Source organism: Bradyrhizobium sp. GW821-FHT13H06 (genome assembly GCF_058803975.1).
Genome location: NZ_JBXAPN010000002.1, coordinates 134,785 through 156,181, shown reverse-complemented (window position 1 = coordinate 156,181; position 21,397 = coordinate 134,785). Strand labels below are relative to the sequence as shown.

The 21,397-nt window shown below is 64.7% G+C and carries 22 protein-coding genes; 16 read left to right on the top strand and 6 right to left on the bottom strand.

The window, feature by feature from the left end; genetic code table 11:
- The first annotated feature begins 77 nt into the window (after window positions 1-77).
- From AC1RQP_RS07595 to AC1RQP_RS07575, 5 genes are all read left to right on the top strand, one after another.
- Entirely contained in the window at window positions 78-1,946 is a 1,869-nt protein-coding gene (locus tag AC1RQP_RS07595; RefSeq protein WP_492936492.1) for an ABC transporter ATP-binding protein, read from the top strand.
- A 350-nt stretch (window positions 1,947-2,296) separates the two neighbouring features.
- A complete protein-coding gene (locus AC1RQP_RS07590) occupies window positions 2,297-2,800 on the top strand; it encodes a DUF305 domain-containing protein (protein WP_492936491.1) in 504 nt (167 codons plus the stop codon).
- Window positions 2,801-2,809: 9 nt separating this feature from the next.
- A complete protein-coding gene (locus tag AC1RQP_RS07585) occupies window positions 2,810-4,264 on the top strand; it encodes a YncE family protein (protein ID WP_492936490.1) in 1,455 nt (484 codons plus the stop codon).
- Window positions 4,265-4,306: 42 nt separating this feature from the next.
- Window positions 4,307-4,837 (top strand): RNA polymerase sigma factor, encoded by a 531-nt coding sequence (locus AC1RQP_RS07580; protein ID WP_239626582.1) that lies wholly within the window; start codon window positions 4,307-4,309, stop codon window positions 4,835-4,837.
- Complete coding sequence (locus tag AC1RQP_RS07575; protein WP_492936489.1) at window positions 4,834-5,607, top strand: anti-sigma factor family protein; 774 nt, start codon at window positions 4,834-4,836, stop codon at window positions 5,605-5,607. The genes AC1RQP_RS07580 and AC1RQP_RS07575 overlap by 4 nt, the downstream gene beginning before the upstream one ends.
- 21 nt (window positions 5,608-5,628) lie before the next feature.
- Here the strand turns inward: AC1RQP_RS07575 and AC1RQP_RS07570 are convergent, their stop codons facing one another.
- Complete coding sequence (locus AC1RQP_RS07570) at window positions 5,629-6,852, bottom strand: polyhydroxyalkanoate depolymerase (RefSeq protein WP_492936488.1); 1,224 nt, start codon at window positions 6,850-6,852, stop codon at window positions 5,629-5,631.
- A 157-nt stretch (window positions 6,853-7,009) separates the two neighbouring features.
- Between AC1RQP_RS07570 and AC1RQP_RS07565 the strand changes: the two genes are divergently transcribed.
- Complete coding sequence (locus tag AC1RQP_RS07565; RefSeq protein ID WP_028179881.1) at window positions 7,010-7,666, top strand: glutathione S-transferase family protein; 657 nt, start codon at window positions 7,010-7,012, stop codon at window positions 7,664-7,666.
- Window positions 7,667-7,945: 279 nt separating this feature from the next.
- Here AC1RQP_RS07565 and AC1RQP_RS07560 read toward each other — a convergent pair whose 3' ends face one another.
- On the bottom strand, window positions 7,946-8,170 hold the full coding sequence (locus AC1RQP_RS07560) for a hypothetical protein (RefSeq protein ID WP_024339451.1): 225 nt from the start codon (window positions 8,168-8,170) through the stop codon (window positions 7,946-7,948).
- 184 nt (window positions 8,171-8,354) lie between these two features.
- Here AC1RQP_RS07560 and AC1RQP_RS07555 point away from each other — a divergent pair, with 184 nt between their 5' ends.
- On the top strand, window positions 8,355-8,708 hold the full coding sequence (locus AC1RQP_RS07555; RefSeq protein WP_492936487.1) for a hypothetical protein: 354 nt from the start codon (window positions 8,355-8,357) through the stop codon (window positions 8,706-8,708).
- A gap of 9 nt (window positions 8,709-8,717) precedes the next feature.
- On the opposite strand, the gene AC1RQP_RS07550 is transcribed toward AC1RQP_RS07555, so the two are convergent.
- Window positions 8,718-9,821: a mandelate racemase/muconate lactonizing enzyme family protein gene (locus tag AC1RQP_RS07550; RefSeq protein WP_492936486.1), complete on the bottom strand. Its 1,104-nt coding sequence runs from the start codon at window positions 9,819-9,821 to the stop codon at window positions 8,718-8,720.
- Between AC1RQP_RS07550 and AC1RQP_RS07545 the strand changes: the two genes are divergently transcribed.
- The 6 genes from AC1RQP_RS07545 (at window position 9,820) to AC1RQP_RS07520 (ending at window position 15,133) form a co-directional block, all read left to right on the top strand.
- Window positions 9,820-9,981, top strand: a complete 162-nt coding sequence (locus AC1RQP_RS07545; protein ID WP_492936485.1) for a hypothetical protein — start codon at window positions 9,820-9,822, stop codon at window positions 9,979-9,981. The two genes, AC1RQP_RS07550 and AC1RQP_RS07545, sit on opposite strands and share 2 nt — an antisense overlap.
- 12 nt (window positions 9,982-9,993) lie before the next feature.
- Window positions 9,994-10,839: a GyrI-like domain-containing protein gene (locus tag AC1RQP_RS07540; RefSeq protein WP_492936484.1), complete on the top strand. Its 846-nt coding sequence runs from the start codon at window positions 9,994-9,996 to the stop codon at window positions 10,837-10,839.
- 242 nt (window positions 10,840-11,081) lie between these two features.
- A complete protein-coding gene (locus AC1RQP_RS07535; protein ID WP_492936483.1) occupies window positions 11,082-12,020 on the top strand; it encodes an SMP-30/gluconolactonase/LRE family protein in 939 nt (312 codons plus the stop codon).
- Window positions 12,021-12,219: 199 nt separating this feature from the next.
- Window positions 12,220-12,813: a GNAT family N-acetyltransferase gene (locus AC1RQP_RS07530; RefSeq protein WP_492936482.1), complete on the top strand. Its 594-nt coding sequence runs from the start codon at window positions 12,220-12,222 to the stop codon at window positions 12,811-12,813.
- Window positions 12,814-13,027: 214 nt separating this feature from the next.
- Window positions 13,028-14,674 carry a GMC family oxidoreductase gene (locus tag AC1RQP_RS07525; RefSeq protein WP_492936481.1) on the top strand — a complete coding sequence of 549 codons (1,647 nt, stop codon included), beginning with the start codon at window positions 13,028-13,030 and terminating at the stop codon, window positions 14,672-14,674.
- Between the two features lie 12 nt (window positions 14,675-14,686).
- A complete protein-coding gene (locus AC1RQP_RS07520) occupies window positions 14,687-15,133 on the top strand; it encodes a hypothetical protein (RefSeq protein ID WP_492936480.1) in 447 nt (148 codons plus the stop codon).
- 985 nt (window positions 15,134-16,118) lie between these two features.
- Here AC1RQP_RS07520 and AC1RQP_RS07515 read toward each other — a convergent pair.
- Window positions 16,119-16,961 carry an AAA family ATPase gene (locus tag AC1RQP_RS07515; protein WP_024339458.1) on the bottom strand — a complete coding sequence of 281 codons (843 nt, stop codon included), beginning with the start codon at window positions 16,959-16,961 and terminating at the stop codon, window positions 16,119-16,121.
- A gap of 106 nt (window positions 16,962-17,067) precedes the next feature.
- A complete protein-coding gene (locus tag AC1RQP_RS07510) occupies window positions 17,068-17,313 on the bottom strand; it encodes a GlsB/YeaQ/YmgE family stress response membrane protein (protein ID WP_028179892.1) in 246 nt (81 codons plus the stop codon).
- Window positions 17,314-17,477: 164 nt separating this feature from the next.
- Here AC1RQP_RS07510 and AC1RQP_RS07505 point away from each other — a divergent pair, with 164 nt between their 5' ends.
- The 3 genes from AC1RQP_RS07505 to sseA all read left to right on the top strand — a co-directional run bounded on the left by AC1RQP_RS07505 (window position 17,478) and on the right by sseA (window position 20,185).
- Window positions 17,478-18,653: a vWA domain-containing protein gene (locus AC1RQP_RS07505; RefSeq protein WP_492936479.1), complete on the top strand. Its 1,176-nt coding sequence runs from the start codon at window positions 17,478-17,480 to the stop codon at window positions 18,651-18,653.
- Window positions 18,654-18,779: 126 nt separating this feature from the next.
- On the top strand, window positions 18,780-19,193 hold the full coding sequence (locus AC1RQP_RS07500) for a rhodanese-like domain-containing protein (RefSeq protein ID WP_492936478.1): 414 nt from the start codon (window positions 18,780-18,782) through the stop codon (window positions 19,191-19,193).
- A 137-nt stretch (window positions 19,194-19,330) separates the two neighbouring features.
- On the top strand, window positions 19,331-20,185 hold the full coding sequence (sseA, locus tag AC1RQP_RS07495) for a 3-mercaptopyruvate sulfurtransferase (protein ID WP_492936477.1): 855 nt from the start codon (window positions 19,331-19,333) through the stop codon (window positions 20,183-20,185).
- 58 nt (window positions 20,186-20,243) lie between these two features.
- Here sseA and AC1RQP_RS07490 read toward each other — a convergent pair whose 3' ends face one another.
- Window positions 20,244-21,032 (bottom strand): hypothetical protein, encoded by a 789-nt coding sequence (locus tag AC1RQP_RS07490; RefSeq protein WP_492936476.1) that lies wholly within the window; start codon window positions 21,030-21,032, stop codon window positions 20,244-20,246.
- Window positions 21,033-21,397: the final 365 nt, after the last annotated feature.

Below are 21,397 nucleotides of genomic sequence, written 5' to 3'. Positions count from 1 at the left end.
AGCACCCTCTCCCCAACCCTCCCCCGCAAGCGGGGGAGGGGGCGCACCTCCTCCGCGGCACGCGCCAGGACCATCGCATGAACACCGACGCCAGCAGATCCGGCCAAGTCGTTGTCGAGTCGCAGGCCCCCGTGCTGTCGGTCTCCGGCCTCACCACCTCCTTCATGATCGAGCGGCGATGGATTCCCGTCGTGCGCAACGTGTCATTCGACGTCGCGCCGCGCGAGACCGTGGCAATCGTCGGAGAGTCGGGCTCGGGCAAGAGCGTCACCGCGCTCTCGATCATGCGGCTGATTCCGCAGGAGATCGGTCGCGTCGAGGGCCGCGTCATGTTGGCCGGCCGCGACCTGCTCGCGCTGCCCGAGGCGAGCATGACCAGCATTCGCGGCAATGACGTCGCCATGATCTTCCAGGAGCCGATGACGAGCCTCAATCCGGTGCTCACCATCGGCTTCCAGATCGCCGAGGCGCTGATCCAGCATCGCGGCCTGTCGCGCGCGGCCGCCGAGGCGGAAACCATCCGCCTGCTCGATCGCGTCCGCATCCCCGCAGCGAAATCCCGCTTCCACGAGCATCCGCATCGCTTCTCCGGCGGCATGCGCCAGCGCGTGATGATCGCGATGGCGCTGGCCTGCAGGCCGAGGCTGTTGATCGCGGACGAGCCGACCACCGCGCTCGACGTCACCATCCAGGCCCAGATCCTCGAACTGTTGAAGGAGCTTCAGCAGGAGGAGGGGATGTCGATCCTCTTCATCACCCACGACATGGGTGTGGTCGCCGAGATCGCCGACCGGACCGTGGTGATGTATGGCGGGCAGGCGGTGGAGATCGACGCGACCCCGCGGATATTCGCCGCACCCTCGCATCCCTACACCAGCGCGCTGCTGGCGGCCGTGCCGCGTCTCGGCTCGATGGATGGACGGGCGCGGCCGATGCGGTTTCCGATCGTCGACAAGGTGACGGGGACTTCGGACCAGCCGGTGGAGACGCCCGACACCGTTTCGACGGCCGAGCGGCCGTTGCTGGAAGTCTCGGGCCTCACCACGCGTTTCCCCATCCGCTCCGGATTGTTCGGCAAGGTCTCGGGCCGCGTCCACGCGGTCGAGAACGTCTCCTTCACCTTGCGCGCCGGCGAGACGCTGGCGCTGGTCGGCGAATCCGGCTGCGGCAAGTCGACGACAGGGCGCTCGATCCTGAGGCTGCTCGAGCCGGACAGCGGGACGGTCCTGGTCGACGGCGAGAACGTGCTGGCCATGAACGGCCGAGCCTTACGCGATTTTCGCAAGCAGATGCAGATCGTGTTCCAGGACCCGTTCGCGAGCCTCAATCCGCGCATGTCGGTGGGAACGGCGATCGCTGCGCCCTTGCTCGCCAACGGGCTCGCCTCGGCGGCGCAGGCGCGGGAGAAAGTCGCCGACCTGCTCGTTCGCGTCGGCCTGACCGCCGACATGGCGGCGCGCTTCCCGCACGAGTTCTCCGGCGGCCAGCGCCAGCGCATCTGCATCGCGCGTGCGCTCGCGCTCGGGCCGAAGCTGATCGTCGCGGACGAAGCTGTCTCCGCGCTCGACGTCTCGGTCAAGGCGCAGGTCGTCAATCTGATGCTGGACCTCCAGGCCAGCATGGGCCTCGCCTATCTCTTCATCTCCCACGACATCGCGGTGGTCGAGCGCATGAGCCATCGCGTCGCGGTGATGTATCTCGGCGAGATCGTCGAGATCGGCCCGCGCGCTGCGGTGTTCGGCGATCCGCAGCATCCTTATACGAAGAAGCTGATGGCCGCCGTGCCGGTGCCCGACCCGTCGCGCCGCGGAGTCCGGCGCGAGGCCTCGAACGACGAGATCACAAGCCCGGTGCGCGCACCGGACTACCAGCCGCCGATCCGGCAGTACCGCGAGGTCACGCCGGGCCATGTCGTTCAGGCGTGGGGCGAGGAGTGGTCGGCCTGAGGCGTGAAGGCGCGGAGCACCTCGAGACTTCACTTCACCATCTCTTCCAACTGCGGTTTTCCGCGCCGGCAACGCTGACGTTTATGTGATCGAACTTCCTGGCGATCCCTTAGCGTTTGTAACACCTGCATTTTCCAGCCTACGACCCGTCGCTCCGGAATTTCTGAGTGCGCCGATGGAATAGGACGTGCGCCGGCACGTCCTACTTCTCAGTCCCTGCTGCTGGGATGACCACCATCGGAGACGGCAAAAATCTTGAAGCGGTAGACGGAATAACAGGCGTTGCAAGACGTCACACCCTCAATACACCCGCGGAGTTCAAAATGCACAGGTCAGGGTTTCGCAGCGTCATGACGGCGCTCATTGGCAAGGTTCGGCGACCGGGTCTCGCCGCAGCTGCATTCGGCGCGCGGCTGCTGCTCGCCTTTGCGGTTCCGTCATTGCTCCTTGCTCACGAAAGCCATCCGGTCGAAAGCCATCCGACGGCGCTCAACGCCGACGAGAGTGCGTTCCTCAAGGAGAACGATGCCGCCATGACGAAGATGATGAACGACATGGCGGTGAAGCCGACCGGCGACATCGATCGCGATTTCGTTGCCATGATGAACCCGCATCATCAGGGCGCCATCGACATGGCCGTGATTGAACTGCGCTACGGCAAGAACGAGCAGCTTCGGCGAATCGCGCAGGAGATCATCGTCGACCAGATGCAGGAGATCGCAGCCATGAAGCTCGCGATCGGCGAGCCCGTGACCGATACCGCCCCCGCGCCGACCCAGCCGCAGCTCGTCCCGCCGGCGCAGGATCACCATTCGGACATGCAGTTGAACATGCCCGCCGGAACGAAACACTAGGAGCCAGACATGAAAACCTTGAAGACACTTTTCTTGGCGGCCACAATGCTGGCGACCAGTGGCGCCGCGTGGGCCGGCCAAGCTCCGGGCGCACTGGCCTCGCCCGATCTCCCGATCGGCCATCATGACCGTGTCTACGCGGCCGAGCAGTTCTCGAACACGGTCTCTGTGACGGATCCCGTCGACAACAAACTGCTCGGCGTGATCAGGCTCGGTGATCCTCAGCCCGGCAACTTCAGCCCGCTCTACAAGGGCCAGGTGCTCGTCCACGGCATGGGCTATTCGCCCGATCACCGCACACTCGCAGTGGTCTCGATCGGCTCGAACTCGGTGACCTTCATCGATACGGCGAGCAATGCCATCAAGCATGTCACCTATATCGGCCGCTCGCCGCATGAGGCGTTCTTCACGCCTGACGGCAAGGAGGTGTGGGTTACCGTACGCGGGGAGAACTACATCTCCGTGCTCGATGCCGGAACCTTCGAGGAGAAGGACCGCATCACGACGCCGAGCGGCCCCGGCATGCAGATGTTCTCGCCGGACGGCAAGTACGGCTATATATGTTCCTCCTTCAATCCGGAGACCGACGTCGTCTCGGTCGCCGAGCACAAGATCATCGCCAAGGTGAAGCAGGAAAGCCCATTCTGTCCGAACATCGCGGTGACGCCGGAAGGCGACCAGGTCTGGTTCACGCTCAAGGACATCGGCAAGACCCAGGTATTCAACGCCAGGCCGCCGTTCGATCCAATCAAGACGATCGACACCGGACCGATTACCAATCACGTGAACTTCGCCCATACGGCGAAAGGAACGTTCGCCTACGTCACCGTGGGTGGATTGAACGAGGTCAAGGTGTTCAGCACGGGCGACTTTTCGCAGGTCGCAACCATCCCGGTCGGCAATCTTCCACATGGCGTGTGGCCTTCGGGTGATGGCACGCGCGTCTATGTCGGGCTGGAGAACGCAGATGCGCTGGCCGCGATCGATACTGCGACCAACAAGGTCATCGCCAACGTCCCAATCGGGCAAGCGCCGCAGGCGATCGCCTATGTGCCGAATGCCGCGCCCGATCCCGATGACCGCCAGAACCTGCAGGCCCTCGGCGTCGCCGGCCAGGTCGCGCACCTCGCGCTGGCGCCGAAGGAAGGAGGGAGGGCCGGCAGGGTGCCGACTACCGTATCGCTGTTCGATCAGGGTCTGGTTCAGATCCTGCAGGCCTCCGTCACCGGACTTCAGCCAAAGCAGAAATATGTGCTGGCGCTCGCCAGGCATGAAGATGGTAGCGGCTCGTTGCAGCCGCTGGCTGCTTTCATGACCAATCCGGCGGGATCTGCTATTGTCAACGCCACAGGCCCGATCCGTCAGATCGTCGAGCCAAACTCCAGGACGGACAGGCGATATTTGGTCATTGCGTCCGGCGATGCGGCAATGCCGGGCAAGCCGGTCCAGATCGAGTCTCGATAGCGTTCATTCTGAAGACAACAGAGAGAGCAGGCGGAACGCGCGATGCAGGACATGCTGGTTCAGGTCGAGCCGCTGATCCCCGCGCTCCGCCGCTACGCGCGCTCGCTCGTTCGCGATCGTGTGGCCGCCGACGATCTGGTACAGGATTGCCTGGAGCGCGCGGTCAGTCGCTGGTATCAGCGGCGCGATGGCAATGTCCGCTCCTGGCTGTTCTCCATACTGCACAACCTCGCAGTCGATCAGTTTCGCCGATCGGCGTCGCGCGGCAGCCACGTTCCGATTGACGAGAGAGACGAGAACGAATTCGGCGAGGCTGCTGCACAGGAGCAGAAGCTCATGTATCAGGATGTGCTGAACAAGCTCGCGAAGCTCCCGAGGGATCAGCAGGCGGTGCTTCTGCTCGTCGCGGTCGAGGACTTGTCCTATGCGGATGCTGCCAAAGTGCTCAACATTCCCGTGGGTACGGTGATGTCGCGGTTGTCCCGTGCGCGAGAAAGGCTGCAGCAGGAGCTTGAACGACCGTCCATCGGCGCTGCAGGCAACATCGTGTCAATCCGGAGCGCGAGAGAATGAGCCATCGTCCGATCACGGAAGATGATCTCCATGGCTATGTGGACAGGGTCCTCGAGCCGGAGCGGCAGGCAGAGGTCGCTGCATATCTGAACGATCATCCGGATGTCGCCAGGCGCGCGGCCGCCTTTGCCAGCCAGCGCGAGCTGTTGCGCGCGGCGCTCGCGCCTGTTGCCGAGGAGCCGTTGCCCGCAGAGCTGAATTTGTCGCGTATCATCGAGCGGCGGGCTCGAAGGCCGTCCTTCGTGCCCTGGGCCGCGGCGGCGCTTCTGCTCTTGAGCATTGGCGGCGTCGGCGGCTGGTCCATGCGCGGTGCGCTCCAGCCGTCGCCGAGCGGACTGGCTGCGCTCGGGCAGGAGGCGGCGTCCACCTACAGCGTCTACGCACCGGATCGCGTCCGGCCCGTCGAGGTTCGCGCCTCCGACAGCGCCGAGCTCGTGCACTGGGTCTCTGACCGGCTGCGCCGGCCGGTGAAGGTGCCGGACCTTGCAGCGTCAGGCTATCGGTTGATGGGAGGTCGCGTTGTTGCCAGCCCGCATGGTCCGGCGGCCATGTTCATGTATGACGATGACCGTGGCAGCCGGATCGTCGTGCTGATCCGGTCCATGAGCAGGGCGGATCAGAATGCGCCCATGACGCATCAATCGCAGGGCGACGTCGGAGGCTATACCTGGGCCGACGACGGGCTGGGCTATAGTCTGGTTGGCCGTGCCGCTCCTGAATCGCTGAAGCCTATCGCAGATGCGGTTCGGAGACAGTCCCGTCCAATCTGAACGCCGTGTCGCCGCTCGCGCTCACGAGTTCACGTGCACGAAATCGCGCAGCAGCGGGTAGATCTCGTTGTTCCAGCGCTTGCCGGAGAACACGCCGTAATGGCCGACGCCGGCCTGCATGTGGTGGACGCGCCGATAGGCGCGAACGCCGGTGCAAAGGTCCTGGGCGGCGAGGGTCTGGCCGATCGAACAGATGTCGTCCTTCTCGCCCTCGACCGTCATCAGGCCCATGCGGCTTACGGCTTTGGTATTCACCGGGCGGCCGCGATGCATCAGCTTGCCCTGCGGCAGGAGGTGCTCCTGGAACACGTCGCGCACGGTCTCGATGTAGAATTCCGCAGGAAGATCCATCACCGCGAAATATTCGTCGTAGAACGTCTTGATCGTCGCGGCCTTGTCCTTCTCGCCCTTGGCGATGTGGTTGGCGAGGTCGAGATGCTGCTTGATGTGACGCTCGAGATTCATCGAGACGAAGGCCGTGAGCTGCACGAAGCCCGGATAGACCTTGCGCAAGGCGCCGCGGCATTGCACCGGCACGTAGTTGATCAGGTTCTGCTCGAACCACTCGATCGGCTTGCTCTTGGCGAACTCGTTGACCCTGGTCGGCTGGATGCGGGTGTCGATGGGACCTGCCATCAGCGTCAGCGTCGCCGGGCGCGAGGGGTGATTGCCCTCGCACATGATCGCGGCGGCCGCGAGCGCCGAGACGGACGGCTGGCAGATCGCCACCATGTGCGGGCGCGGACCGAGTTGTCCGAGGAAGTCGATCAGGTGCTCGGTGTAGTCGTCGAGCCCGAAGCGGCCCTCGCTGCGCGGAATGTCGCGCGGATTGTGCCAGTCGGTGATGTAGACGTCGTGGTCCTGGAGCAGTGTCTTCACGGTGCCGCGCAGGAGCGTGGCGAAGTGGCCGGACATCGGTGCCACCAGCAGCATGCGCGGCTGCTCGCCGACGCCGTCCTTGCGGAAATGCAGCAGCGAGCCGAATGGCGTCGCATAGGCGATCTCCTCGGTGACGGCGATCTCGCGGTTGCCCACCATCACGCTGTCGATGCCGTAGGCCGGCCGGTGGTAGGTGAGGGTGGAGCGCGAGATCAGCTCCAGCGCGGCCGACAGCCGGCCGACGACCTGGTCCGACATGCCCTGCGGCACCAGGTTGAGGAATTTGAGCGCCGACGAAGCCCCTGCGCGCCATGGCGCCGTCAGGTCCATGTGGTTTTGAAAGGCCTGATAATACATCGACATCATGCTGAAACGCCCATCCCGTCCCGTGCTGCTATGCAATAAGGACGCCAGACGGCGGTCTGGACCGTCGCAGAATTGGCACGTCGCTTGCTGCTCAGACCCATGAAAAGTTCAGGCCACGGGCACGTCCGGGCTGATGTCGGGACCAGGGAAGGGCCATATGGCGAAGGCGACACTGACCATCAGCAGCAAGAACTACTCGTCCTGGTCGCTGCGTGGCTGGCTGCTGACGAAATTCTCCGGGCTCGATTTCGAGGAGATCGTCACCGCCCCGGACGATGCGTCGGCACGCGCCGAGATTTTGCTGCTGTCGTCGTCGATTCTGGTGCCGTGCCTGCGGCACGAGGGCGCCGTGGTCTGGGATACGCTGGCGATCGCCGAATATCTCGCCGAGCTGATGCCGGACGCCGGCCTGCTGCCGGCCGACCGCATCCAGCGCGCCCATTGCCGCTCGATCTCAGGCGAAATCCATTCCGGCTTCACCACGCTGCGCGCCTCGCTGCCGGTCAACCTGAAGGGACACTTTCCGGGCTTCAAGATCTGGTCGCGGGCGCAGGCCGACATCGACCGCGTCTCCTTCATCTGGCGCGACTGCCTGGAGAAATCGGGCGGCCCCTTCCTGTTCGGCGCGCGGCGCACCATGGCGGATGCGATGTACGCCCCGGTGGTGACGCGCTTTGTGACCTATGACGTCAAGCTCGAGCCGCGCCTGAAGGCCTATGCCGATACCATCATGGCCATGCCGGAGATGCAGGAATGGATCGCTGCGGCGCGGGAGGAGCCCGCCGAGATCGAGGAGCTCGAGGTCGAATATTAGGCAGGTGTTGCGCCGTCCTGCCTGTTTCGGGGGCGGTGCCCTCGCCCGGCGGCCCCACAGCGATGCCTTTGCTGCGATTAACCTTTGGCGCCGGTGACAGGCCGGGCCCATCCCGCATGCTGCGCAGATATTGTGCGCGCCCGCACAGCCGCATCGACATCTAGCCGTGAACAGCTGCGTACGCGGCCTTTCCGCTGATTCGGACGTGATTCGTTCGGGCCGCGTTCCGAAGGTTAAGGCGGAGCGCGGCGCCGTCGCATTTTGAAACAGAAACCGCGCTCAGGCGGCCCCGCGCTGCTTCACGCGCGGCAGGCGCCAGCCGATGACGGTTGCTTCGACCGCGATGCCGGCCTCGTGGTTCTGCCAGCGTCCCTCGACGTAGCGGCAGGCGAACGGCAGTTGATATGTTCCGCTGTGATCCTCGCAGAGCACTTCGAGTGGCAGGCCCGGCGGTGGTTCTCCGGCTCCGTCGAACTCCGCCAAACGTCTGTCGCGCGTTGCCATTCCAAAAATCTCCCCTAAACAAAGCCGCGGAAAGAGTGCCCACTTCTTCCGCGTGCGGATCATCGTTCCCCATCCCTGGGAACAGACGCAAGCTCAACGCGAGAATGCGGTACGAGTGTGGTAGCGTCACGCTGCGGCGCGCAAACGGCGCACATTGCTGTGATCGATCGGACGAGGAACCTGCATGCTGCTTCGAAACACCGGCATTTGTTTCGCGATGTTGCTGCTCGCAGCGCTGGCGCCGCTGCCGCTCCGCGCGCAGGACGTGCCCGGGATCGAGATCTGCACCGTCGAGAAGACCATGGAGCGGCGCACCAGCTGCCTCCAGAGCAATGTCGATTTCCTGCAGAAGACGATCGCCAAGCTCGCCCTTGATCATCAGCAGAAGCTGGATGCCGCCAATCGCCAGATCGACACGCTGAAGTCGAGCCTCGCCGGCTTGCAGAAGACGCTCGGCGAGCTTCAGGCCGCGCAGGCGAAGGCCGCCGAGGATCTGAAGAAGAAGCAGGATGCGCCGCCGAAGGACGCCGCGAAATAAGCGCGCCGTTCACGCGACGCGATAGCGCTCCATCACGGCACGATCGGGGTCGTAGCCGAGCCCGGGGCCTGAGGGCACCGCGACATGGCCGGTGGCATCGACATCGGCACGTCCGCCCCAGAGGCAGGCCTCGCGCTTGAGATAGAACATCTCGACCAGCCCGTCGTCGCGCGTTGCGAGCAGATGCAGCGTCGCCAGCAGGCCGGGACCGAAGTAAGGGGAGTGCGGCACGATCTTGACGCCGAGCCGATCGGCCAGGCCTGCGACCTTCAGGAATTCCGTGATGCCTCCGACCTTGATGACCGAGGGCTGGGCGTGGCTGACCGCGCCCGCCTCCATCATCTGGCGGAATTGATATTCGGTGCAGGCATTCTCGCCGGCGGCGACGTCGAGCCCGCCCTTGCTGCGGACGTCGGCAAGCGTGGCGAAGTCTTCCGGTGGCCAGACCGGCTCCTCCAGGAACATCGGCTGCGCCTCCCGGCATGTTTTCGCAAACGCGATCGCCTGTTCGCCAGTCAACGGACAGTTCATGTCGACCATCAGCGGAATGGCTGGCCCGATCGCCTCGCGCGCGGCGAACACTGCAGGGGCCGTGGTCTCGTGCAGCTTGATCGCGCCATAGCCGAGCGCGAGCGCCTTCCTGCATTCGGCGGCGATGTTGTCGGGCGAGCCGATCCGCAGGAGGCTCGCGTAAGCCGGAATGGCCGTGCGCCTGATCTCGCCCAGCAGGCGATGCACCGGCACGCCTTTGACCTTCGCAGCCAGGTCCCACAATGCGATATCGAGCCCGGAGATCGCGAACATGGTGATGCCGTAGCGGCCGAACAGATGCAGATTGCGCTGGATCTGTTCCATCACCGCGGGAATGCCGGCAGCATCGGGCACCTTCAGCCCGCGGGCCTGCGGCGCGATCATCTCCTCGACGGCGCTGCGCGTGGTGCGCGGGCAGACATAGGCGAAGGCATCGCCCCAGCCGGTCAGCCCGGCATCGGTCGTGACCTCGACGAGGACGATGTCGAGCGCGGAAATCGCGGAAGCACCCTGGCGGAAGCTTGCGACACCGGCGTCATAGGGGATGCGGATATGGTGCGCCCGCACATCGGTGATTTCCATGACCCGGTTCCTCTTTCTCGTGAGCGGTTTCAACGAGTGTAGCCACGAACAGCAGGGCGTTGCCAGCGACGATTGCCGGGCTATCGTCATGCGAAGGACAGCAATGCCGATCAAGCAGAGCGGCAGAGACCGGCGCATCATCGCCGCGCTTCGAACGTGAGCCTGAACCGTCATGAATCCAGCCCAGCGCGCACTCTGGTATATCGAGAGCCATCTGGCCGAGCCGATGACGCTCGACGAGATCGCGGCGATCTCAGGCGTGTCGCGGTTCCACATCGTGCGTGCGTTTGCCGCAGCCACCGGTTTTCCGGTGATGCGGTACGTGCGCGCGCGGCGGCTGACGGAGGCGGCGCGCAGTCTCGCAAAGGGCGCACCCGACATCCTGTCGCTGGCGCTGGAGGCGGACTACGGCTCGCACGAAGCCTTCACCCGCGCGTTCCGCGACCTTTTCGGCACCACGCCCGAAGCGGTGAGGGCGGCAACGTGCGTGAGTCACCTCGAGCTTCAGGAGCCGATCCTCATGAATTCCACCATGCTCGACCATCTTGCCCCACCGCGTTTCGAGATCGCAAAGGCCTTCCTCGTCGCCGGCCCCGCCGAGCGCATCTCCTGCGACAACGGCGCCATGATCCCCGGTCTTTGGCAACGCTTCCATCGGGAGGTCGCCGACATCCCCGCGCGGGCCGGCCAAGGAAAAATTCAAGTCGCCTATGGCGTCTGCTGCAACGGCGATGACGCCGGCAATTTCGATTATATCGCCGGGGTCGAGGTCGCCGATTTCTCCGACCTGCCGCGCCGCTTCGGTCGCATCCGCATTCCCGAGCAGCGCTATGCCGTGTTCACGCATACCGAGCACGTCGCTTCGATCCGGCGCACCGTGAACACGATCTGGAATCAGTGGCTGCCGGCATCCGGTCTCAAAGCCGCGGACGCGCCGAATTTCGAGCGCTACGACGAGACGTTCGATCCTGCAACCGGCAATGGCGGTTTCGAGATCTGGTTGCCGGTGAGGGAATAGCATGATCCGGACCCGAAGGGCCGCGTTAGCGTAAAGTGTGCAGCGGTTTTCCGAAAGGATCATGCTCGAACGAGGACGCAAGGCGCGATGACCTTCATCGCGCTTTGCAGCGCAACGCTGGCATACCGTCCGGCTTGCTTGGCAAGCCTTGGCGACTTTGTCATAACCGCAGGCAAATCTTGCCTGCGGAGCCCGTGCCGGACATCCCGTGCAAGCCATAACAAGCAGCCGGGAGGGTCCCAATGTCGAATGCCACGACCAACATCCGCGTTCTCGCCACCGACCTCGAATTTCCCGAAGGCCCGGTCGTGATGCCCGACGGCTCGGTGGTGCTGGTGGAGATCCGCGGCCAGCGCCTGACGCGCGTCTATCCTGACGGCCGCAAGGAGATCGTCGCCAAGATTCCGGGCGGTCCGAACGGCGCCGCGCTCGGCCCCGACGGCAAGATGTACATCTGCAACAATGGCGGCTTCTCCTGGATCCCGACCCGCAACATGATCATGCCGGGACCGCAGCCCGACGATTATCTCGGCGGCGCGATCCAGCGCGTCGACCTGCAGTCCGGCAAGGTCGAGACCGTCGTGAGCAAGTGCGGCGCGCATGATCTGCGCGGGCCGAACGACCTCGTCTTCGACAGGCAGGGTGGCCTCTGGTTCTCCGATCTCGGCAAGCGCCGCGCGCGCGAGATGGACGTCGGCGGCATGTATTACCTCAAGCCCGGCATGAGCGAGATCGTGGAGGTCGTGCACGGGATCCTGCCGGCCAACGGCATCGGGCTGTCGCCGGACGAGAACACCGTCTACATCGCGGAGACGCCGACGGGGCGGCTCTGGGCCTATGAGCTCTCCGCGCCGGGCACGCTCAAGCCCCGCGACGTGATCTACCGCGGGGAGCGGGGAAAGCCGATCTGCGGCCTCGGCGGCTACCAGATGTTCGATTCGCTCGCGGTGGAGGCGGGCGGCAATGTCTGCGTCGCGACCCTCGTCTCCGGCTGCATCTCGGTGATCGCGCCCGACGGCACCCTGGTCGAGCAGGTTCCGACCGGCGACCGCGTCACCACCAACATCGCCTTCGGCGGCCCCGAGCTGAAGACCGCTTACATTACCCTGTCCGGCAAGGGCGAACTGATCGCCATGGACTGGCCACGCGGCGGTTTGCCGCTCAATTTCCTAAACAAGTAAACGGTGCTAGTGACCGTCGTTGCGAGCGAGGCAAAGCAGCTTTCAGACCCTCACCCTGAGGAGCGCGCCCTTGGCGCGCGTCTCGAAGGGCGAGGCCACAGCCGGGCCTTCATCCTTCGAGACGCGCGTTCCGCGCTCCTCAGGATGAGGATCTGGCGTCTGGATGCCTCGCTGCACAATGACGAAGGAGAGACTTTCAATGCCCTGGCCTGATCCCATCACCCTGCGCGGACAGCACGCCCGTCTGGAGCCGCTGTCCCATCAGCATCGCGAGGGGCTGGTCGAGGCCGTGAGGGACGGCGAACTCTTCAAGCTCTGGTACACTGCGGTCCCGACGCCTGAGGGCATGGCGAAGGAGATCGACCGCCGCCTGGGGCTCCAGGCCGCGGGCTCGATGCTGCCGTTCACCGTGTTCGACGCCGGCGGCAGGATCGTCGGCATGACCACCTACATGAACATCGATGCCGCCAACCGCCGCGTCGAGATCGGCTCGACCTGGTACGCAAAGGGCGCGCAGCGCGGCCCGCTCAACACGCAGTGCAAGCTTTTGCTGCTGCGCCACGCCTTCGAGACGCTGGACTGCATCGCGGTCGAGTTCCGCACCCATTTCTTCAACCACCAGAGCCGCCGCGCCATCGAGCGCCTGGGCGCCAAGCAGGACGGCATCCTGCGCAGCCACCAGATCGCGCCGAACGGCACGCTGCGCGACACCGTGGTCTACAGCATCACCGCCGCCGAATGGCCGACGGTGCAGGCGCATCTGGAATTTCAACTCAGCGACAAGCCGCGCTAGTCATGATGTGCCCCGATCTTGCCGCGAGCTCGATCACCTCTCCCATAGGGAGAGGTCGCGCCGAAGGCGCGGGTGAGGGGACCGGTCTCTCGTGGGACCTAACTCCCCTCACCCGATTTGCTGCGCAAATCGACCTCTCCCCTACGGGGAGAGGTGTCAGCGTGCGCGGCTGCAATTCATTCAATCTCACGACACGCTAGAGGCGGCCGGCACCATGGACAGATTCGATTACGTCATCGTCGGCGCGGGCTCTGCCGGTTGCGTGCTCGCCAGCCGGCTGAGCGAAGATCCCAACACCAGCGTCTGCGTGCTGGAGGCTGGCCCGAGGGACTGGCATCCCTACATCCATCTGCCGGCGGGCTTCATCAAGACCTTCCACATGAAGAGCATCAACTGGGCCTATCAGCAGGAGCCGGGGCCCTGGACCGGCGGGCGCAGCATCTACGCGCCGCGCGGCAAGACGCTCGGCGGCTCGTCCTCGATCAACGGCCACATCTACAATCGCGGCCAGCGCATGGATTTCGACACCTGGGCGCAGATGGGCAATCGCGGCTGGGGCTATGCCGACGTGCTGCCTTACTTCCGGCGGCTGGAGAAACGCGTCGGCGACGGCGAGGCGCTCTATCGCGGCAGGGAGGGCAGCCTCACGGTCACCACCATGGACTGGCGCGATCCGCTCTGCGAAGCCTTCATGGAGGGCGCGGTCTCGCTCGGCATTCCCCGCAATCCCGACTACAACGGCAAGACGCAGGAAGGCGTCTCCTACTGCCAGCGCACTATCAACAACGGCCTGCGTGTCTCCGCCGCGACCGCGTTCCTCAAGCCGGCGATGAAGCGGCCGAACGTGCACGTGCACACGCATGCGCACGCCACCGAGATCATCTTTGAAGGCAAGCGCGCCGTCGGCGTGCGCTACATGAAAGGCGGCCGCAGCGGCCAGCCTGTCGAGGTGCGCGCCAACAAGGAGGTGATCCTCTCCGGCGGCAGCTATAATTCGCCGCAGCTGTTGCAGCTCTCCGGCATCGGCTCGCCGGATCTGCTGCAGCAGCACGGGATCGCGGTGCGCCACGCGCTCCCCGTCGGCGAAGGCCTGCAGGACCATTACGCCCCGCGCACGGTCGCGCGCGTCAAGGACATCAAGACCATCAACGAGCTCCGCCGCGGCCTCTCGCTCTGGATCGAGGCGCTGAAATGGGCGACCGCGCGCCGCGGCCTGCTGTCGCTGTCGCCGACCATGGTCTACTGCTTCTGGCACTCCGGCGAGAGCGCGGAGAGCTCGGATCTCCAGCTCACCTTCACGCCCGCGAGCTACAAGGAAGGCGTGCAGGGCCAGCTCGAGGACGAGCCCGGCATGACGGTGGCCTCCTGGCAGCAGCGCCCGGAGAGCCGCGGCTATGTCCGCATCCGCTCCTCTGATCCGTTCGCGCCGCCGATCATCCAGACCAACTATCTCGACGCCGAGCTCGACCGCCGCGTCGTCGTCGGCGGTATGAAGCTGGCACGGCGCCTGCTGAAATCCGCGCCGCTCTCCCCCTATTACGCCTACGAGGATTTCCCCGGCCCCAACGTCAACACCGACGACGAGTTCCTGCACGCCGCCACCGAGCGCGGCACCACCACCTTCCACCCCGGCTGCACCTGCCGCATGGGCCCGGCCGATTCCACCTGGGCCGTGGTCGACGACCAGCTCCGCGTCCACGGCCTCGAAGGCCTCCGCGTCATCGACGCCTCCGTCATGCCGCGCATGATCTCGGCAAACCTCAACGCCTCTACCATGATGATCGCCGACCGCGCCTCGGACCTGATCCGCGGCAAGGCACCGATGGAAGCCGCGAGGATTCCGGACACAGCGGTGGCGTGAGGGCACAGCCGGGTGACTAGCTTCAAAGAGAATCTCTTCCAAGCGCTGCGGCAGCACGGCTTTGCACCGAGCGGCCAACTGATGCGTTTCTTCGGGGGTGACGTAGTAACGCTTGTCGAAGTTCAGAAGGGGTTTGGATCTCAGTGGTTTGTCAATGTTGGCTTTTGGCTGCGCCGATTGGGGACTTCGGAGCCCAAGCGCATTGAACGTACACACCTGTATTTCAGGTTAGAGAGGTTGTTTCCTGAACATCGGGAGGTCATCCTTGGCGCCGGTGATATGAGCGATACAGCCCAATCCGAAGCGCATAGCGCGTTGGTACGGCTGCTCGACCGAGAGATCGCGAGCAAACTTAAAGGTTTGGGCACTGAGCAAGGGCTCGTCGAAGCCTATGGCGCCGGTCGTCTCAACGTCGGTCTCGTTACCCAGGCTGCCCGGCAATCGCTTTCGAGGGTGTGATTGTGTCGTTGCCTTGGCGGTGACGCCTGCGGACCCGGTGCACGGGCCTTGCTGGCGCTTTACCTATCCCACACGCGACCCGTCGGGCAAAACACCCTGACACGCCGTCAACCCCCTCCCGCGAAAATATTCCACTTTACCGAAATTCGGAATTACGGCATACATCGACACAGCCCGGCCCACGAAGAGGGGCGGTTCGCGAGTCGTTCGAAACGCGGGCCGGGTTGCGGTGGACGCGACAGCGTCGTGCACGAGATGGGACGGGCAGGGCGGGTAGTCCCTGTGAGCCCGCAATCCGCGTGCGGACGAGCGGCGCTGAGCGCGTACGGCAAAACCGTGTGGTCCTGGCCGTCGTTGCTACGGTCAAGCCTTCCGCGGAGATGTGCGCGAGCCCAACCGGGCAGACGGCATCGTCAATTCGCGGGGCGAGGGAGGCCAGAAGGAATTCGGCTCCCGGGAGAGCGCGGCATAAGCCGTCCGACCATCGCGCAGGGAAGGCCGTGTGTTCGGCACCACCTGTATGCTGCTGTGCGGTTTTCTGCGTGTGCCTTTTGCGCAGCAGACCGTGGGTGCGAGGTCAGCACCCGACCTTCCCTGCGCCCTCTTTTCTTCGGAGAGCGAGGAATGACGCAAAGCTCGGGCGACATGCGCTGCGAGAATGCAAGCGTGCGTCTGCGATTCAAACTGCGAATGGAAAGAGCGAAGTTGTTCGCCTCACACTGCGTCATTGCGAGCGGAGCGAAGCAATCCAGAATCTCTCCGCGGAAAGATTCTGGATTGCTTCGTCGCAAGGGCTCCTCGCAATGACGAGTTGGAGGCGGACGTGCGCCAAACTCCGCTCTCATGCCCCGGACGCAGCGCAGCGTCTCTTCGACGGTGCGCTGCCGAGCCGGGGCCCATCTCTGCGAGCGGGCCGTGCCGCCTTCTGGGTCCCGGCTCTGCGCAGCAACGCTTGCGCGTTGCAACGCGTCCGGGACACGAGAACTCACACTTCCCTTCGGCTCAAGAACGCCAGCCGCTCGAACAGATGCACGTCCTGCTCGTTCTTGAGCAGCGCGCCGTGCAGCGGCGGGATCAGCTTGCGCGGGTCGCGCTCGCGCAGCTGCTCGGCGCTCATGTCTTCGTTGAGCAGCAGCTTGAGCCAGTCCAGAAGCTCCGAGGTGGACGGCTTCTTCTTCAGGCCGGGCACCTCGCGCACCTCGAAGAAGATGCGCAGCGCTTCCTCGACGAGGCGCTTCTTGATGCCGGGGAAGTGGACGTCGACGATGCGGCCCATCGTGTCGGCGTCGGGGAACTTGATGTAGTGGAAGAAGCAGCGGCGCAGGAAGGCGTCCGGCAGCTCCTTCTCGTTGTTGGAGGTGATCATCATGATCGGGCGCTGCTTGGCCTTGATCGTCTCGCCGGTCTCGTAGACATGGAATTCCATGCGGTCGAGCTCGAGCAGGAGGTCGTTGGGGAATTCGATGTCGGCCTTGTCGATCTCGTCGATCAGGAGCACCGGGCGCTGCTCGGCGGTGAAAGCCTCCCACAGCTTGCCGCGCTTGATGTAGTTCTTGATGTCGGACACGCGCGCGTCGCCGAGCTGGCTGTCGCGCAGGCGCGAGACCGCGTCGTATTCGTAGAGGCCCTGCTGCGCCTTGGTGGTGGACTTGATGTGCCAGGTCAAAAGCGGCGCGTTCAGCGCCTTCGCCACTTCCTCCGCCAGCACCGTCTTGCCGGTGCCGGGCTCGCCCTTCACCAGGAGCGGGCGCTCGAGCACGATCGAGGCATTGACGGCGACCTTGAGATCGTCGGTCGCAACATAGTCCTTGGTGCCGGTAAATTTCATCGCGCGTCCTTGTTGGTCGTCGTCGTGAGGCAATGCCAATTTCGTTGCCTTGGTCACGACAAGCGAACGGCCGCGCATGGCGGCCGTTCCTGGTTCGGTCAGGCTTTCAGACCCGTTTTATCAGCGAAAGGATGACCAGCACAATCACCGCGCCGATCGTGGCGTCCACGATGGCGCCGACCGTGCCGGTGGCGAGCTGGATGTGCAGCTGGGGCAGCACCCAGCCCGCAACCAGTGCGCCGATGATGCCGACGACGATGTTGCCGACCAGCCCAAATCCCGCCCCGTGGACAATCTTGCCCGCGAGCCAGCCTGCGATCGCGCCGATGATGAGCGCTGCGAGAATTCCCATTGCAAACGTCCCCAAAACAACCCCGAGAGAAGGGCAATTCTAGAGCAAAAAGGCGTCGGGTCCACGTTGAATTGGTTCGCCGACGCGCGTAGTTCACCTCTCCCGATGGGAGAGGTGAAGCGGCGCCCCTTGACGTTCGCCACCCGACGGGCAATCTGTCAGCCATGTTCCTGCAATTCTTCACCTCTCTGCGCGACGCGCAGGTCCCCGTGACGCTGCGCGAATACCTCACGCTGATGGAGGCGCTCGACGCCGACCTGGCGGACTACACGGTCGAGAATTTTTACTACCTGTCCCGTGCCTCCCTGGTGAAGGACGAGCGCAACCTCGACAAGTTCGACCGCGTTTTCGGCACGGTGTTCAAGGGGCTCGAAAGCCTGCTCGAGGCCATGGACAAGGCGGAGATCCCCGAGGAGTGGCTGAAGAAGCTCGCCGAGAAATACCTGACAGAGGAAGAGAAGAAGCAGATCGAGGCCATGGGCTGGGACAAGCTCATGGAGACCCTGAAGAAGCGCCTCGAGGAGCAGAAGGGCCGGCACCAGGGCGGCTCGAAGTGGATCGGCACCGCCGGCACCTCGCCGTTCGGCGCCCATGGCTACAATCCCGAGGGCGTGCGCATCGGCCAGGAGAAGAACCGCAACAACCGCGCCGTGAAGGTGTGGGACAAGCGCGAGTTCAAAGACCTCGACGGCAATGTCGAGCTCGGCATCCGCAACATCAAGGTGGCGCTGCGCCGTCTGCGCAAGTTCGCGCGCACCGGCGCGCCCGACGAGCTCGATCTCGACACCACCATCCGCGAGACCGCCAATCACGGCTATCTCGACGTGCACATGCGCCCCGAACGGCGCAACGCGGTGAAGCTGCTGGTGTTCTTCGACATCGGCGGCTCGATGGATGCGCATATTGAGCAGGTCGAGGAGCTGTTCTCGGCGGCGAAGAGCGAGTTCAAGCACATGGAGTATTTCTACTTCCACAATTGCCTGTATGAAGGCGTGTGGAAGCAGAACAAGCGCCGCTTCACCGACCGCACGCCGACCTGGGACGTGCTGCACAAATACCCGCACGACTACAAGGTCGTGTTCGTCGGCGACGCCTCGATGTCGCCTTACGAGATCATGGTGCCCGGCGGCTCGGTCGAGCACGTCAACGAGGAGCCTGGCTCGGTCTGGCTCGATCGCATCATCCGCACCTATCCGCACAGCGTGTGGCTGAACCCGGTGCAGCAGAAGCATTGGGACTATTCGGAATCGACCACCATCATCCGCCGCATCTTCGCGGGCCGCATGTTCCCGATCACCATCGAGGGGTTGGAAGGCGCGATGAAGGAATTGACGCACTAGCCGTCATTCCGGGGCGCGCGCAGCGCGAACTACGGTGCGCAGTTGCGCACCTGAGAATCTCGAGGTTCCGGGTTCGCTCGCTTCGCGATCGCCCCGGAACGACGAAAGAGAAAGAAGGGAAGACACATGCCCCAGACCATCACCCGCGGCATCAAGGCGCTGATCGACGAGGCCAATGCCGAGATCGAGACCCTCACCGCCAAGGACGCCATCGAGATCTCCAAGAACGGCGATGTCGTCATCGTCGACATCCGCGACCCTCGCGAGATCGAGCGCGACGGCCGTATCCCCGGCGCTTTCGCCTGCACGCGGGGCATGCTGGAATTCTGGATCGATCCGCAGAGCCCGTACGCAAAGCCGATCTTCCAGGAGGACAAGAAATTCGTCTTCCACTGCGCCGGCGGCCTGCGCTCCGCGCTCGCGGCGAAGACCGCGCAGGACATGGGCCTCAAGCCCGTCGCCCACATCGCCGGCGGCTACGCCGCCTGGCGCGACGCCGGCGGTCCGACGGAAGCGTGGGTGCCGAAGAAGAAGGGGTGAGGGGGCACCTCCCTCGCCTCACATACTCCGTCGTGCCCGGGCTTGACCCGGGCATCCACGTCTTCGCCACAGGACAGAACGCGGATGGCCGGGACAGGCCCGGCCATGACGACCGAGACAATTGCCGGAGCATGCCAATGACCGCCACCGACCCCCTCGTCTCCACCGAATGGCTCGCCGCGCACATGGGCGACGCCAACGTCAAGATCCTCGACGCCAGCTTCAAGCTGCCGGGCGTCTTGCCGCTGCCGAAGGACGACTATCTCGCCGCGCACCTGCCGGGCGCGGTATTCTTCGACGTCGATGCGGTGTCGGATCATTCCAATCCGCTGCCGCACATGTTTCCGAGCGCCGAGCAGTTCGGCCGCGATGTCGGCAATCTCGGTATCGGAAATAGCGATACCGTCGTGATCTACGATGCCGGCGGCTGGGTCGCGGCGCCGCGCGCGTGGTGGATGTTCCTGTCCTACGGCCATGGCAATGTGCGCATCCTCAATGGCGGCCTGAAGAAGTGGCGTGCCGAGGGCCGCCCCGTGGAGAGTGGCGAGGTGAAGCCGAAGCCTGCGACCTTCAAGGCCAGCTATGATTCAAACCGCGTGCGCAGCATGCAGCAGCTGATCGCCAATGTCGAAAGCCGCAAGGAGCAGGTGATCGACGCGCGTGCCGCCGACCGTTTCGAAGGCCGCGCGCCCGAGCCGCGTCCGGGCATCCGCTCCGGGCACATCCCCGGCGCGCGCAACGTGCCCTACAACCTGCTGTTCGATGCCGCGACCGGCGAGATGAAGCCGCGCGAGGAGCTGCGCGCCGTCTTCACCAACGCCGGCGTCAAGCTCGATGCGCCGATCGTCACGAGCTGCGGCTCCGGCGTCTCCGCCGGCGTGCTGACGCTCGCGCTCTATCGGCTCGGCATCACCGACACCGCGCTCTATGACGGCTCCTGGTCGGAATGGGGCCAGGCCGGCGGCCCGGCCATCGCGACCGGCCCGGCGTAACGCCAGGACGACAGTGCGCCCCCTCGCCCCGCAAGCGGGGAGAGGCGAAGGAAGGGAGTCAGCGCGTGCGCGCGGTCGTCGTTGTCGCGAAAGCCGGCTGTGGCTGTCCAAACGGATCGAGCCGTTGCTGCAACTGCTGAGGCGGCGGACGCCGCACCACGCGGGGCCGCTTCTTCACCTTCGCCTTGCGCTGCGTCGCCTTGGCGTCGGATGCGCTGCCATCCGCCTTGTTGCTCTCGGCCTTGGCCTTCGCCGGCGCGTCCTTCACGGCTGAGGTTGCGGGGTCGTTCAGCGCGGCCACGTTTGACGAGACGACATCAGCCGCCGAGGAGGCAAGCGCGGCACCGGGATCAACCTGCACCGGCTCGCTGGCGGCAGGCTTGGCCTCGGGGATCGAGGCCGTGGTGTCGGCGGGAGTGAGCGTGTCAGCGGTGCTGAGCGTGTCCGTCGGCGCTGGCGCTTCGGCTTCCGTCGTCGTCTCGGGCTTGGCCGGCTCAGGGGCCGGAGGCGAGGCTTCAGTGACCTGCGGCTGAGGGGCAGCCTCGCTCGTCAGCGCGGCAACCTGCTCGGGCCCGCTCACCGGCAGCCCGATCGTCGGCACCCGGTCGCGGAGTGACGGTGCGGGATCGGCCGCGATCTCCGGCTCCGCCCGTAACGCCGCGAGCACCGGCTGAGCCGGTTCGGGCACTTGCGCAAACACCTGCTCCTGCGGGCCATTCCGCCAGGAGGGGTTGCTGACATATTGCTGATGGGTCGCCCGCAGCAGCGCGGCGGCTCCTAGGCCGAACACCAGGATGGAGGTTGACAGCAGGATCGCGGCAAACAGGAAGCGAAAGCCGGGAAGCATCGAGCGATTGCGAATTTCCGCCCCGGCGGCGAGGTGGCCAGGGCCAAAGAGCCATCTGAACGCGGTGACGGTACTGATTGCCGCGTTCGCCACGCGGGATCGGAGCTCGGAAAGGTGGCGAATCAGGCTGATTCGACCATATCGCAACGATCCCGCGTCGTTCCGCTAAAATCGCGGCCGAATAACACGGCAGTTGATGGCGCAATACGATTTCAGTCCCGTGATGCAACGGGGCAACGGTCGTCTTGCGGATCACAAATCGGCAAATCCGGCGCAAATAGGCCTGATATGTCTTGAATGTGCCGCTATCTTCCGTCATCTGGCCGTTAACGGTCCGATCGGGCTTCGGGACTATACAAGAGCGA